Genomic DNA, 13,037 nt, shown 5'->3' with positions numbered 1-13,037 from the left:
CGCACCCTGCTGCGGTCGAGGACCGCAACACCTCAACAGCCCAGCAGGCGCTCGGCGAAGTACGCGGTGACGCCCGAGAGACTGATGCGCTCCTGCGACATGGAGTCGCGCTCGCGGATGGTGACGGCGTCGTCCTCGAGGGTGTCGAAGTCGACGGTCAGGCAGTACGGCGTCCCGATCTCGTCCTGGCGGCGGTAGCGACGGCCGATCGCGCCGGAGTCGTCGAAGTCGACGTTCCAGTTGCGGCGCAGCTCGGCAGCGAGGTCGCGGGCCTTCGGGGAGAGGTCGGCGTTGCGCGAGAGCGGCAGCACCGCGACCTTGACCGGCGCGAGACGCGGGTCGAGGCGCAGCACGGTGCGCTTGTCGACGCCGCCCTTGGTGTTGGGGGCCTCGTCCTCGTGGAAGGCGTCGACCAGGAAGGTCATCAGGCTGCGCGAGAGACCGGCTGCCGGCTCGATGACGTAGGGCGTGTAGCGCTCGCCGGCGGCCTGGTCGAAGTAGGAGAGGTCCTGGCCGGAGTGCTTGGCGTGGGTGGAGAGGTCGAAGTCGGTGCGGTTGGCGATGCCCTCGAGCTCACCCCACTCCGAACCGGCGAAGTTGAAGCGGTACTCGATGTCGACGGTGCGCTTGGAGTAGTGGCTGAGCTTCTCCTGGGCGTGCTCGTAGTGCCGCAGGTTGGCGGGGTCGATGCCGAGGTCGGTGTACCAGGCCGTGCGGGTGTCGATCCAGTACTGGTGCCACTCCTCGTCCTCACCCGGCTTGACGAAGAACTCCATCTCCATCTGCTCGAACTCGCGGGTGCGGAAGATGAAGTTGCCCGGCGTGATCTCGTTGCGGAAGCTCTTGCCGATCTGGGCGATGCCGAACGGGGGCTTCATGCGCTGGGAGGTCACGACGTTGGCGAAGTTGAGGAAGATGCCCTGCGCGGTCTCCGGGCGCAGGTAGTGCAGACCGGACTCGTCCTCGATGACGCCGAGGTAGGTCTTGAGCAGGCCGGAGAACTGGCGCGGCTCGGTCCAGGCGCCGCGGACGCCGCAGTTGGGGCAGGCGATGTCGGCGAGGTCGACGGCGTCGGGGTCGTCGAGGCCCTTCTTCTCCGCGACCGCCTCCTGGAGGTGGTCGGCGCGGAAGCGCTTGTGGCACGACTGGCACTCGGTGAGCGGGTCGGTGAAGGTGTCGACGTGGCCCGAGGCCTCCCAGGTCTGGCGCGGGAGGATGACGCTGGAGTCGAGGCCGACGACGTCGTCGCGGGACTGCACCATCGCCTTCCACCACTGGCGCTTGATGTTGTCCTTCAGCTCCACGCCCAGCGGGCCGTAGTCCCAGGCGGAGCGGGTGCCGCCGTAGATCTCACCGCACGGGTAGACGAAACCTCGACGCTTGGCGAGCGAGACGACGTTGTCGACGGCGGACGGGGGCGGCTTGGCCACGGAGGGACTCCTGCGTCACGAGGCCGGCTGGCTGCCGGCACTGGGAGGCCTCAGCCTAACGATCGGACGTCGGCGACGTTGAGGTCGGTCCCGGCATCGGCCGGTTCGTAGGCCGACGGCTCCTCGATCGCCCGCCCGAGCACCGGGACGGCGGTCAGCTTGACGTCGTAGGACGACAGCGCGCGCCGGTACGCGCCGACGTTCTCCCAGGTGGTGACGAGGGTCCACAGCTCCGGGTCGTCGACGTTGCGTCCGACCTGGCCGGCCACGTAGCCCGGCCGCGCGGCCAGGGCACCCCGGGCGGCGAGCAGGTCGGCGCGGAAGGCCTCGGCCTCGGCGGTCGGGACGCGGAAGCGGTTCACCACGAGCACGGGTCGATTCTGGCAGGGGTGTGGAGGGTGGGTTGCGCGGGCCGGGGGCGGGTGCAGGAGTCACCGGTGCACCGGTGACTCCTGCACTTCTCAGGGAAAACATCGCCTGAGAAGTGAGAGTTTCCCCTGAGAAGTCGCCCGCCGAGGGTCCATGAAATTGACAATCGTTCTCAGTAGTCTTGACAATCGTTCTCATGCGCCGCTCCACCGTCCCCGCCCTGCTCGCCACCCTCGCGCTCGCCACGGCCGCCCTCTCCGGATGCTCGGCCTTCTCCGAGGACACCGCCTCCGACAGCGCGGCCGCCGACGGCAAGGTCCAGGTCGTCGCGGCGTTCTACCCGCTCCAGTTCATCAGCGAGCGCGTCGGCGGCGATCTCGTCGACGTCAGCGACCTCACCAAGCCGGGCGGGGAGCCGCACGACCTCGAGCTCACCCCCGCCCAGAACGCCGAGGTCATCGACGCCGACCTCGTCGTCTACGAGAAGGGCCTGCAGGCCAGCGTCGACGCCGCCGTCGAGCAGCGCCCCGACGACGGCGCCACCTACGACGTCGTCCCGACGGCGAAGCTGGAGGACATCTCCCACGGCGGGCACGACGACGCCGCGCACGACCACGGCGAGGAGGAGTCCGGCCTCGGCGACCTCGACCCCCACTTCTGGCTCGACCCGCTGAAGCTGGCCGACGTCGCCGACGGACTGGCCGACCAGCTGGCCACGATCGACCCCGACCACGCCGACACCTACCGCGCGAACGCCGACGCCCTGCGCGCCGACCTGGAGAAGATCGACGGCGAGTTCACCGCCGGCCTGAAGAACTGCGAGCGCGACACCATCGTGGTCTCCCACAACGCCTTCGGCTACTGGGCGCGCTACGGGCTGAACATCGAGCCGATCTCCGGGCTCTCCCCCGACGCCGAGCCGACCCCCGCCGACCTCGCCCGTCTCCAGGACGTCATCGCCAGCGACGGCATCACCACGGTCTTCGGCGAGGCCTTGGTCTCCCCGAAGCTGAGTGAGACCCTGGCCAACGACATGGGCATCACGACCGCCGTCCTCGACCCCATCGAGGGGCTCACCGACAAGACCTCCGACCAGGACTACCTCTCGCTCATGCGCTCCGACCTCGCCGCGCTCCAGAAGGCCAATGCATGTCAGTGATCTCGTTGCAGGACGGGGCGGTCGCCATCGGCGGCCGCCCTGTGCTGCGTCATGTCGACCTCGAGGTCGACGCCGGTGACGTGCTCGCGCTCATGGGCGCGAACGGCTCGGGCAAGACCACCCTGGTCCGTGCGCTGACCGGGCTGCGGCCGCTGGCCACCGGGCACCTCGACCTCTTCGGGGTGCCCTTCGACCGTTTCCACGACTGGCAACGCATCGGCTACGTGCCCCAGCGCGCCAGCGCAGCCAGCGGCGTCCCCGCGTCGGTCTGGGAGGTCGTGGCCTCGGGCCGCCTGACCCGACGCCGACTGCTGCGTCCGCTCTCCCGCGCCGACCGGGCCGCGATCGCCCACGCACTGGAGGTCGTCGGACTCGCCGACAAGGCCAAGGACGGCATCGGTCAGCTCTCCGGCGGCCAGCAGCAGCGCGCGCTCATCGCCCGCGCCCTGGCCGGCGAGCCCGAACTGTTCTTCCTCGACGAGCCCACCGCCGGTGTCGACCTCCCCAACCAGCAGGCCCTCGCCGACGCCCTCGGCGTCCTGAAGGCCCAGGGCGCCACCATCGTGCTGGTCGCCCACGAGCTCGGCCCTCTGGCGCCGCTCATCGGCCGGGCGGTCGTCATGCGCGACGGTCGCAAGATCTACGACGGTCCGCCACTGGCCGACCACGAGGTGCACGCCCCCTGGATCGGCGAGGTGCACGCGCACCACCACACCGAGCACCACGCCGCTCATCTGTCCAGCCACGCACCGCAGCTGCGCTCCCCGCTCGAGGCCCGTCCCGAGGGGAGCCGCTGACATGGACCTCTTCAGCTACGCCTTCATGCAGCGCGCGCTCATCGCGGCCGCGCTCACCGGACTCGCCGCCCCCGCGGTCGGCACCTACCTGGTGCAGCGCCGGCTCTCCCTCATGGGCGACGGGCTCGGCCACGTGGCCGTCACCGGCGTCGCGCTGGGCCTGGCCTTCAACTCCTCGCCGATCTGGACGGCGATGCTGGTGACCGCCCTCGGCGCGCTGGTGACCGAGCTGATCCGCGAACGCGGCTCCGTCAACGGCGACGTCGCCCTCGCGCTGCTGTTCTACGGCGGCCTGGCCGGCGGCGTCCTCATCACCGGCGTCGCCGGCGAGAGCGCCTCGCGCCTCCAGGAGTTCCTCTTCGGCTCGATCACCACCATCACCGTCTCCGACATCCTCGTCGTGATGGCGCTCGCGGCCGTCGTCCTGATCATCGCGATCGGGTTGGCGCCGCAGCTGTTCGCCGTCTCCCAGGACGTCGACTTCGCCCGGGTCGCCGGACTGCGGGTGCGGGTCTACAACCTGCTCATCGCCGTGCTCGCCGCCGTGAGCGTCACCGTGGCGATGCGCACCGTCGGCCTGCTCCTGGTCTCCGCCCTGATGGTGGTGCCGGTGGCGACCGCCCAGCAGCTGACCCGCTCCTTCCGCGCGACGCTGGCGGCCGCGATGGCGATCGGCGTCCTGGCCTCCACCGGCGGACTCGCGGTCTCGGCCGAGGCCTCGAAGTACGCGACCGTGGCGCCCGGCCCGACGATCGTGATCATCGCCCTGGCCGGATTCGCCGTCACCTGGCCGGTCGGCGCCTGGCTGCGGCACCGCCGCCGCCTCACCTCGCCGTTCGCCGATGTCATCGACGAGCACCTGCCGACCGAGGGACACGACCACGATCACGGCCCCGCCTGCGGCCACGTCGCCGTCCCGCACGGTGATCATGTGGACTACCTGCACGACGGCCACCGGCACGCTGTGCACGGCAGCCACTACGACGAGCACTGAGACCAGGAGACGCGAACGTGAGCGAGACCCCGGCACCGACCCGCCGTCCGACCCGCCAGCGGGCGGCGGTGGCGGAGGTCATCGCGTCGGTCGACGTGTTCCGCTCCGCCCAGGAGATCCACACCCTGCTGCGCGAGCGCGGTGAGACCGTCGGCCTCGCGACCGTCTACCGCACCCTCCAGCTGCTGGCCGACGGCGGCGAGATCGACCGGCTGGTGACCGAGGACGGCGAGGCGATCTACCGCGCCTGCTCCCCCACGCACCACCACCATCTCGTCTGCCGCTCGTGCGGACGCACCGTCGAGGTCGAGGGGCCCGCGGTCGAGCGCTGGACCCACGCCGTCGCCGAGGAGCACGGCTTCGCCGACGTCAGCCACACCCTGGAGATCTTCGGCACCTGCCCGGCCTGCCGCTGAGCGGCTGCGTCAGGCGCTGCCGTAGCGGCGATCGCGCTCGGCGTAGATCTCGATGGCCCGCCACAGGGCCCGGCGATCGACGTCGGGCCAGAGGATGTCGGTGAAGACCATCTCGGAGTACGCGGCCTGCCAGAGCATGAAGTTCGAGAGCCGCTGCTCCCCCGACGTGCGCCAGATCAGGTCGGCGTCCGGGAGCTCGGGCACGTAGAGGTAGCGGGCGAAGGTGCGCTCGTCGATCTTGTCGGGGTTGATCCGACCGGCGGCGGCGTCGCGGGCGATCGCGCGGGCGGCGTCCGCGAGCTCGGCGCGGCCGCCGTAGTTCACACACATCGTGAGGGTGAGGACGTCGTTGTGGCGCGTCATCTCCTCGGCGACCTGGAGTTCCTTGATGACCGAGCGCCACAGCCGGGGCGCCCGGCCGGCCCAGCGCACCCGTACGCCGAGCTCGTGCATCTCGTCGCGGCGCCGGCGGATGACGTCGCGGTTGAAGCCCATGAGGAAGCGCACCTCCTCCGGCGACCGGCTCCAGTTCTCGGTGGAGAACGCGTAGGCCGAGATCGCCTTCACGCCGATCTCGATGGCGCCCTCGACGACGTCGAACAGCGAGCTCTCGCCCTCCTGGTGGCCGCGGGTGCGGGGCAGGCCGCGTTCCTTGGCCCAGCGGCCGTTGCCGTCCATGACGATCGCGACGTGCTCGGGCACCAGCTCGCGCGGGATCGCGGGCGGGGTGGCGCCGGAGGGGTGCGGCGTGGGCGGTCGGACGGCGCGCTTCACGAGGCGGCAGCCTAGTCGGCGACCTCCGCCGTCCCTCGATGCCCGCCGGCGGTCGGCGCGGCGGCGGCGCGGCGTCAGCGCTCGACGTGCTCCAGCGAGCGCAGTCCGCGCTCGAGGTGCCAGGCGAGGTAGGCCGAGACGAGGCCGCTGGCCTCGCGGCGCGAGCGGTCGTCGGCCTCGGCCACGACCGGCCAGTCGCCAGCGAGCAGCGCGCCGAGCAGCACGACGGTCTCGGCGGACGGTGAGGCCGAGCCGGGGATGCGGCAGGTCGTGCAGAGCATGCCGCCCATCGAGGGGTTGAACCAGCGGTGCGGTCCCATGAGGCCGCAGTGGGCGCAGGCCTCGAAGGACGGCGCGTAGCCGGCGACCGCGAGCGAGCGCAGCAGGTAGGAGTCGAGGATGGCGCCGGCGGGCTTCTCCCCCGCGACCAGCGCCCGCAGGCCGCCGACGAGCAGGAGGAACTGCTGGAGCGCCGGTTCGCGCTCCTCGCTGGCCAACCGCTCGGCAGTCTCGAGCATCACGGTGCCGGCGGTGTAGCGCTCGTAGTCCAGGCCGATGCCGGCGTGGAACGGGGTGAGGGTCTCGGCCTGGGTGACGGTGTCGAGGTTGCGGCCGTCGGCCAGCTGGAGGTCGACGTGGGTGAAGGGCTCGAGCCGGGAGCCGAACTTCGAGGTGGTGCGCCGCACCCCCTTGGCGACCGCGCGGACACGCCCGTGCTGACGGGTCAGCAGGGTGATGATGCGATCGGCCTCGCCCAGCTTGTGGGTGCGCAGGACGATCGCCTCGTCGCGGTAGAGCGGCACTCCCCCATTGTGCCGTCCGGGTGGGCTCAGCTGGTGGAGCGGGAGGCGCGACGCGCGCGTCGCGGGGCACGCCAGCACGAGAGCGCGAAGTTCGTGGCGATGCGGTCGAGCCGCTCGGGCCGGTAGCGCCACTCCAGGATCGAGCCGGCCTCGACGAACGTGGCGTTCGGCAGCTCCCCGGCGAGCATCTGCGCGTCGGCGAAGGGGTGGATCGGATCGGCGGGGTGACCGACGACGATCGCCGGCGCGGTGATGGTGCGCCGCTCGCGGGCGGGCGGCGCGACCCGGCCGAAGAAGAGTCCGTGGACGACGGCGCCCATCGGCGCGGGCCGCTGGTCGAGGGTGTCGAGCACGATGCTCGGCCAGAACCCGACGGCCCGGCGCGGCACCCAGCGGGTGGCCAGCCGCAGCGCCGTCACGCTGATCGGCGCGAACCGCGCGGCCAGCAGCAGCGGGGCGAAGGCGATGATGCCCGCCTCGACGGCGTTGTCGAGCACCGGCATCTCGACGATGAGGCCGCGCACCCGCTCGGGCGCGATCGCAGCCACCTCGAGGGAGACGTTGGCACCGAGGGAGGTGCCGCCGATCACCGCCTGCGGGGCGCCGAGATGGTCGAGGAGCGCCAGCACCTGCTCGGCGAACGCGGTGACCGAGTAGGCCTGCGGATCGGCGGGCCGGTCGGAACGCCCGTGCCCGAGAAGATCGAGGGTCACCACGTGCAGGCCCTCGGCCGCCAACGCCCGGGCGAGCGGCTGCTGCATCCGGCGCGGCATGAGCTGACCGTGCAGCAGCACGACCCAGGAGTCGCCGCTGCCGTACTCGGTGTACTCGAGGCGGTCGCGGTGCCCCTCGCTGTCGAGGAAGAACTGACCGACGCTCTCGGAGACCAGCATGGGGCCGAGCGTAGTGGCCCGGGCGTGTCCGTACTCGCGGCCCGAGGGATCAGGCCAGATGCTCGTCGAGGTTCTTCCCGCCGAGCACATGACCGTGGGCGTGGAAGACCGTCTGCCCGCCCGCGCGTCCGGTGTTGAAGATCAGCCGGTAGCCGGCCAGCCCCTCGAGGCGGGCGACCTCACCCGCCGCCGCGACGAGGTCGGCGAGGCCCGCCGGGTCGGCGGCGCCGAGCTCGCCGACGTTCTCGTGGTGCTCGCGCGGCACCACGAGCACGTGCGTCGGCGCCTGGGGGTTGATGTCGCGGAACGCGATGCTGCGCTCGGTGGTGTGGACGATCTGGCCGGGGATCTCGCCGGCCACGATCTTGCAGAACAGGCAGTCGTTCACGGGGGCGCTCACGGTCACGAGGTTGCCACAGTGCGACGCCGCGCGGCGCGTCGCCTGGTCTAGTCACCCGCGCTCCCTCACCCTGGAACGGTGAGGACCTCGATGGCCGCCGCCCTGACGACCGCGCTGCTCGCCCTGCCGCTGACCGCCTGCGGCTCCGACGACGACCCGGCACCGGCCTCCGGCGCGGCCGAGGGCTCGGGGACGCCGTCCCGCGGCGACGGCGCAAGCGCCGAGCCGAGCACGGCGCCGTCGTCGCCGGAGCCGGCCGGCACGACGGTGCCGGTGTACTACGTCGGCGACACCCCGCAGGGCCCGCGCCTGTTCCGCGAGTTCCGGCGGGTGACCGGCGACCCGCTCGCGGCCGCGGCCGCCCTCGTCACCGACGGCAACCCGCTCGACCCCGACTACCGCACCCTCTTCCCCGGCGGCACCTTCACCTCGGTGGCGGTCGAGGACGGCGTCATCGTGGCCACGCGCGACGACCGCGACTGGCAGACGCCCGGCGACCTCTCGGAGGCCGACGGCGCCCTCGCCCTCCAACAGCTCGTCTACACGCTCCAGGGCGCGCTGCAGCAGCGGCTGCCGGTCGAGGTGCGCGTCGACGGCGAGGCCGACTTCCTCTTCGGCACCGATACCGCCGGCGGCGTGGCGAACGCGGCACCGCTCGACACGCTCGGCCTGGTCAACGTGACGTCCCCCGAGGAGGGCGCGAGCGTCGGCGCCACCCTGAAGGCGAGCGGCGTCGCGTCGTCCTTCGAAGCGACCGTGCCGTGGCGCATCCTCGACGCCGACGGGAACGCGGTGCTCGACGGGTTCGCCACCGCCGAGGGCTGGATCGACAAGCTCTACCCCTGGAGCACCGGGATCGACGTCTCGGCTCTCGCGCCCGGCGACTACGTGTTCGAGGCCTCCACCGACGACCCCTCGGGTGGCGAGGGCGGCGGCCCGACCGTCGACACGAAGGACTTCACGGTCTCCTGACCCGCCCGGCGCCGGAGTCCCGGCGTCCCGGGCGTCCGCGCCCCAGGCGTCCCACGGGTCAGGTGAGTCTGGCGGTGGGCGTACGAAACTTCAGCTGACCAACGACAGAGTCCCCGGGCGGCCGGTGACTCAGACGACCGACCCCCACCGCGGCGTCCGCGCGAGCAGCGCGGCGACGGCCGCGACCCCGGCGGTGGAGGTGCGCAGCACCTCGGCGCCCAAGCGCACCGGGTGGGCGCCGGCGGCGGTGAAGGCGGCGATCTCCTCCTCGGTGATCCCACCCTCGGGGCCGACCACCACCGCGATCCGGCCGGCGGCGGGCACGTCGTGGGCGGCGAAGGAGGCCACGGCGTCCTCGTGCAGCACGAGCGCGAGGTCGGCCTCGGCGAGCAACGCCGCGACGACCGCGGTGTCGGCGAGGGGGGCGACCTCGGGCGTCCAGGCGCGGCGGGCCTGCTTGCCGGCCTCCCGGGCGGTGGCCACCCACTTGGCGTGCGACTTCACCGCGCGCTCACCCTTCCAGACCGCCACCGATCGCGACGCCGCCCAGGGCACGATGCGGGCCGCGCCGATCTCGGTGAGCACCTCGACGGCCAGCTCGCCGCGATCGCCCTTGGGCAGGGCCTGGACGACGACGATCTCCGGGGCGGGCGCGGGCTCGTGACGCAGCTCCTCGACGCCGACGGCGAAGAGCCGCTTGCCGGTCTCGGTGACCTCGCCGGTCGCGACGGTGCCCTGCCCGTCGGTCAGGACGACGCGCTCGCCCACCCGCAGCCGACGCACGGCCACCGCGTGGTGGGCCTCCTCGCCCTCGACGGTGACCGCGTCGCCGACGCCGACGCCGTCCAGGGACGGCACCAGGTGGACGGGAAGCGACATCGCGGAGCCGCGGATCAGTGCGCGTTGAAGGCGTCGCGCAGACGCCCGAAGACCGACTTGCTGCCCGGCCGCACGCTGCCCGAGGGCTGCTCCTCGCCGCGGATGGCCGCGAGCTCGCGCAGCAGCTCCTCCTCGCGCGGGCCGAGGCGGGTGGGCGTCTCGACCTGGACGCTCACGACGAGGTCGCCGCGACCGCCGCGCAGCGAGGGGACGCCGCGCCCGCGCAGCACCTGCTGGTGCCCCGACTGGGTGCCCGGGCGGATGTCGAGCTCGAACTCGGTCTCGAGCTCGGTGGCGGTCTCCTCCCCCTCGGCGACGACGTCGGCCTCGAGCGTGGGGAGCGTCAGCGTGGTGCCGAGGGCGGCCGCGGTCATCGGCAGGGTGATGGTGCAGTGCAGGTCGTTGCCGTGCCGGGTGAAGGTCTCGTGCTCGGCCACGTGGATCTCGACGTAGAGGTCGCCGGCGGGGCCGCCGCCGGGGCCGACCTCGCCCTGCTCGGAGAGCTGCACGCGGGTACCGGTGTCGACACCGGCGGGGATCTTGACCGTCAGCGAGCGGCGCGAGCGCACCCGGCCGTCGCCGCCGCACTCACGGCAGGGGTCGGGGATGATCGTGCCGAAGCCGCGGCACGCGGCGCAGGGCCTCAGGGTGCGGATCTCGCCGAGGAACGAGCGCTGCACGTGGGCGACCTCGCCCTGGCCGCGGCAGGTCTCGCAGGTGATCGGCCGGCTGCCGGCCGCGGCGCCGTCGCCGTGGCAGGTGGTGCACAGCACCGCGGTGTCGACCTTGATCTCGCGGGTGACGCCGAAGGCGGCCTCGGCCAGCTCGACCTCGAGCCGGATCAGCGCGTCCTGTCCGCGACGAACGCGCGGACGCGGACCACGACCCTGGCCAGCGCCCGGGCCACCGCCTCCGAAGAAGGCGTCCATGATGTCGGTGAAGGAAAACCCGGCACCCTGGCCGAAACCACCCGCCCCACCACCGAACGGGTCGCCGCCGCGGTCGTAGGCCGCCCGCTTCTGCGGGTCGGAGAGGACTTCGTAGGCCGCCGTGACCTCCTTGAACCGGTCCTGGGCGGCGGGGTCGGGGTTCACGTCGGGGTGCAGCTGGCGTGCCAGCTTGCGATACGCCTTCTTCAGCGTGTCGGCGTCCGCGTCGCGGGCGACTCCGAGGAGGTCGTACAGGTCCTGGCTCACGTGACTGGTCGTCCTTCGAGGGTGGTGGTCGGGACGGGCTCTCAGGCCTCGTCGAGGATGCGGGAGACGTAGCGGGCGACAGCGCGCACCGCCGCGATGGTGCCGGGGTAGTCCATGCGGGTGGGGCCGACGATGCCCAGCGTGGCGAGGGAGTCCTCCCCCGGACCGTAGCCGGAGGAGACGACGCTGGTGGAGGCGAGCTGCTCATAGGGGCCCTCGGCGCCGATGCGCACCGTGACCGTGCCGCCGGAGCTGGCCTCGCCGAGCAGCTTCAGCAGGACGACGTGCTCCTCCAGCGCCTCGAGCAGCGGGCGGACGGCGGAGTCGAAGGAGTCGCCGTAGCGGGCCAGGTTGGCCGCGCCGCCGACCGCGACCCGCTGGTCGGAGCGGTGGTCGCTCATGGCCTCGGTGAGCACCTCGACGACGGCGGCGGTCGGGTCGCCGGCGTCCGGGTGCTCGGGCACGATCTCGCGGGCGGCGGCCGCGGCCTCGGCGATCACCCGGCCGGTCACGGCCAGCAGCAGGCGCGAGCGCAGCGAGGCCAGGGCCTCCTCGCCGAGGTCGGCGGGGAGCTCGACGAGGCGCTGCTCGACGCGGCCGGTGCTGAGGATGAGCACGACCAGCAGGCGCGCCGGGGCCAGCGCGACCAGCTCGACGTGGCGCACGGTGCTGCGCGAGAGCGTGGGGTACTGCACGACGGCGACCTGGCGGGTCAGCTGGGAGAGGAGCCGCACCGAGCGCTGGACGACGTCGTCGAGGTCGACGGCGCCGTCGAGGAAGGTCGAGATGGCCCGGCGCTCGGCCGTGCTCAGCGGCTTGACGGTGGTGAGCCGGTCGACGAAGAGCCGGTAGCCCTTGTCGGTGGGCACCCGGCCGGCGCTGGTGTGGGGCTGGGTGATGAACCCCTCCTCCTCGAGCACCGCCATGTCGTTGCGGACCGTGGCCGGGGAGACCCCGAGCCCGTGGCGCTCGACGAGCGCCTTGGAGCCGACCGGCTCCTCGGTGGAGACGTAGTCCTCGACGATGGCACGCAGCACGGCGAGCCTGCGGTCCTCCTGCACGTCGCCTCCTGGGATCGACCCGGTTCGACCGGGTTGGCACTCCGTTCCGTCGAGTGCCAAGCCTACTCGGTGGCGGTGGCCCCGCGAGGGAGGTCCCGGGGCGACCGTCGACACCTCACCAGCATTTGGTTAGGCTTGCCTTACCTAGTCTCGAGGAGTCCCGATGTCCGTCCTGCGCCCGACCGCCACCGACCGCGCAGCCGCGAGCGACCTCGCCCGCCGCGCCCGGACCGTGCTCGCCCTGCCCGCCTCCGCCCACCTCGCCGTCGAGGACGTCGAGCACCTCGACGCCGGCGACCTCGCGCTGTGCGACCTGGCCGGCGTGCCCACCCTGGGCTGCCCGGCCGACTCCCCGCTCGCCCGGGCCGCCGCCGAGGGACGCGGCGCCGTCCTGACCGTCACCGGCGGCCTGGCCGACCACCCCGGACTGGTCACCGTCGTCGGCCGGCTGCGCACCCTGCGCGTCGAGCGGTGCTCCTGCCCCTGCGACGACGGCGAGCGGCACGTCGTCCGGCTCGAGCCGCGCTACGTCGCCCTCGAACTCCCGGGCGAGGCACGGCGCCGCGTGCCGATGGCCGCCTTCTCCTCCCCCGAGCACGCGCTCAACCCCGGCTACCTCGCCCGCGCACTGCGGCACGCCAACACCTGCCACGCCGACCTGCTGCGCGAGACCCTCGCCACCGCCACCGGGCGTGCGCCGGGCGAGATCCTCACCGCCGAGATCAGCGGGCTGACGCCGTCCGGTCTCGAGGTCACCTGGGTCGACGCCGCCGGCGCGCACCGTCGCGGTCTCGCCTTCCCCCGCACCGCCGCCGACGCCGACGACCTCGCCCTGCTGATGCGCGGGCTGCTGCACGTGGGCCTGCGCTGAGCGGGGGCCACTAGGGTCGGTGC

Annotated in this window: 15 protein-coding genes; 6 read left to right on the top strand and 9 right to left on the bottom strand. The window is 72.9% G+C overall.

The window, feature by feature from the left end; all coding sequences use genetic code 11:
* Nucleotides 1–32: 32 nt before the first annotated feature.
* Together ABD671_RS06280 and ABD671_RS06275 are read right to left on the bottom strand one after the other, a co-directional pair.
* Nucleotides 33–1,430 (bottom strand): glycine--tRNA ligase, encoded by a 1,398-nt coding sequence (locus ABD671_RS06280; RefSeq protein ID WP_344732412.1) that lies wholly within the window; start codon nt 1,428–1,430, stop codon nt 33–35.
* A gap of 50 nt (nt 1,431–1,480) precedes the next feature.
* A complete protein-coding gene (locus ABD671_RS06275) occupies nt 1,481–1,801 on the bottom strand; it encodes an antibiotic biosynthesis monooxygenase family protein (RefSeq protein ID WP_344732411.1) in 321 nt (106 codons plus the stop codon).
* A gap of 194 nt (nt 1,802–1,995) precedes the next feature.
* Between ABD671_RS06275 and ABD671_RS06270 the strand changes: the two genes are divergently transcribed.
* The 4 genes from ABD671_RS06270 to ABD671_RS06255 are packed head-to-tail and all read left to right on the top strand — an operon-like array spanning nt 1,996 to nt 5,165.
* The gene (locus tag ABD671_RS06270) at nt 1,996–2,958 is read left to right on the top strand and encodes a metal ABC transporter substrate-binding protein (protein ID WP_344732410.1); all 963 of its coding nucleotides are present in this window, start codon (nt 1,996–1,998) and stop codon (nt 2,956–2,958) included.
* Nucleotides 2,949–3,755 (top strand): metal ABC transporter ATP-binding protein, encoded by an 807-nt coding sequence (locus ABD671_RS06265; RefSeq protein WP_344732409.1) that lies wholly within the window; start codon nt 2,949–2,951, stop codon nt 3,753–3,755. The genes ABD671_RS06270 and ABD671_RS06265 overlap by 10 nt, the downstream gene beginning before the upstream one ends.
* A gap of 1 nt (nt 3,756) precedes the next feature.
* Complete coding sequence (locus tag ABD671_RS06260; protein ID WP_344732408.1) at nt 3,757–4,749, top strand: metal ABC transporter permease; 993 nt, start codon at nt 3,757–3,759, stop codon at nt 4,747–4,749.
* Nucleotides 4,750–4,766: 17 nt separating this feature from the next.
* Nucleotides 4,767–5,165, top strand: a complete 399-nt coding sequence (locus ABD671_RS06255; RefSeq protein WP_344732406.1) for a Fur family transcriptional regulator — start codon at nt 4,767–4,769, stop codon at nt 5,163–5,165.
* A 9-nt stretch (nt 5,166–5,174) separates the two neighbouring features.
* On the opposite strand, the gene ABD671_RS06250 is transcribed toward ABD671_RS06255, so the two are convergent.
* The 4 genes from ABD671_RS06250 to ABD671_RS06235 all read right to left on the bottom strand — a co-directional run bounded on the left by ABD671_RS06250 (nt 5,175) and on the right by ABD671_RS06235 (nt 8,035).
* Nucleotides 5,175–5,939 carry an isoprenyl transferase gene (locus ABD671_RS06250; protein ID WP_344732405.1) on the bottom strand — a complete coding sequence of 255 codons (765 nt, stop codon included), beginning with the start codon at nt 5,937–5,939 and terminating at the stop codon, nt 5,175–5,177.
* Nucleotides 5,940–6,013: 74 nt separating this feature from the next.
* Nucleotides 6,014–6,742, bottom strand: coding sequence for a DNA repair protein RecO (gene recO / locus ABD671_RS06245; RefSeq protein ID WP_344732404.1), 729 nt, complete (start codon nt 6,740–6,742; stop codon nt 6,014–6,016).
* A gap of 26 nt (nt 6,743–6,768) precedes the next feature.
* Nucleotides 6,769–7,635, bottom strand: coding sequence for an alpha/beta fold hydrolase (locus tag ABD671_RS06240; protein WP_344732403.1), 867 nt, complete (start codon nt 7,633–7,635; stop codon nt 6,769–6,771).
* Between the two features lie 49 nt (nt 7,636–7,684).
* Nucleotides 7,685–8,035 (bottom strand): histidine triad nucleotide-binding protein, encoded by a 351-nt coding sequence (locus tag ABD671_RS06235; RefSeq protein ID WP_344732402.1) that lies wholly within the window; start codon nt 8,033–8,035, stop codon nt 7,685–7,687.
* Nucleotides 8,036–8,113: 78 nt separating this feature from the next.
* Here ABD671_RS06235 and ABD671_RS06230 point away from each other — a divergent pair, with 78 nt between their 5' ends.
* On the top strand, nt 8,114–9,007 hold the full coding sequence (locus ABD671_RS06230; RefSeq protein ID WP_344732400.1) for a Gmad2 immunoglobulin-like domain-containing protein: 894 nt from the start codon (nt 8,114–8,116) through the stop codon (nt 9,005–9,007).
* A gap of 129 nt (nt 9,008–9,136) precedes the next feature.
* Here ABD671_RS06230 and ABD671_RS06225 read toward each other — a convergent pair whose 3' ends face one another.
* From ABD671_RS06225 to hrcA, 3 genes are read right to left on the bottom strand one after another with little or no spacing between them, the layout of a single operon-like run.
* Nucleotides 9,137–9,886, bottom strand: a complete 750-nt coding sequence (locus tag ABD671_RS06225; RefSeq protein WP_344732399.1) for a 16S rRNA (uracil(1498)-N(3))-methyltransferase — start codon at nt 9,884–9,886, stop codon at nt 9,137–9,139.
* A gap of 14 nt (nt 9,887–9,900) precedes the next feature.
* Entirely contained in the window at nt 9,901–11,082 is a 1,182-nt protein-coding gene (gene dnaJ / locus ABD671_RS06220; RefSeq protein WP_344732398.1) for a molecular chaperone DnaJ, read from the bottom strand.
* 41 nt (nt 11,083–11,123) lie between these two features.
* Nucleotides 11,124–12,143 carry a heat-inducible transcriptional repressor HrcA gene (hrcA, locus tag ABD671_RS06215; RefSeq protein ID WP_344732397.1) on the bottom strand — a complete coding sequence of 340 codons (1,020 nt, stop codon included), beginning with the start codon at nt 12,141–12,143 and terminating at the stop codon, nt 11,124–11,126.
* A gap of 163 nt (nt 12,144–12,306) precedes the next feature.
* On the opposite strand from hrcA, the gene ABD671_RS06210 reads away from it, so the two are divergent.
* Complete coding sequence (locus ABD671_RS06210; RefSeq protein WP_344732396.1) at nt 12,307–13,014, top strand: hypothetical protein; 708 nt, start codon at nt 12,307–12,309, stop codon at nt 13,012–13,014.
* The last annotated feature ends 23 nt before the right edge of the window (nt 13,015–13,037 follow it).

Origin of the sequence: Nocardioides fonticola (genome assembly GCF_039536805.1) — a bacterium.
GTDB classification, from domain to species: Bacteria; Actinomycetota; Actinomycetes; order Propionibacteriales; family Nocardioidaceae; genus Nocardioides; species Nocardioides fonticola.
The sequence above is the reverse complement of the archived record's forward strand: the minus strand, read 5'-3'. Positions and strand labels throughout refer to the sequence as shown.

Bases quoted from the DNA above. Each gene is read 5' to 3' on its own strand.
- ABD671_RS06270 (WP_344732410.1), top strand. From the start codon at position 1,996: ATGCGCCGCTCCACCGTCCCCGCCCTGCTCGCCACCCTCGCGCTCGCC.
- ABD671_RS06265 (WP_344732409.1), top strand. From the start codon at position 2,949: ATGTCAGTGATCTCGTTGCAGGACGGGGCGGTCGCCATCGGCGGCCGC.
- ABD671_RS06260 (WP_344732408.1), top strand. From the start codon at position 3,757: ATGGACCTCTTCAGCTACGCCTTCATGCAGCGCGCGCTCATCGCGGCC.
- ABD671_RS06240 (WP_344732403.1), bottom strand. From the start codon at position 7,635: ATGCTGGTCTCCGAGAGCGTCGGTCAGTTCTTCCTCGACAGCGAGGGG.
- ABD671_RS06225 (WP_344732399.1), bottom strand. From the start codon at position 9,886: ATGTCGCTTCCCGTCCACCTGGTGCCGTCCCTGGACGGCGTCGGCGTC.
- ABD671_RS06210 (WP_344732396.1), top strand. From the start codon at position 12,307: ATGTCCGTCCTGCGCCCGACCGCCACCGACCGCGCAGCCGCGAGCGAC.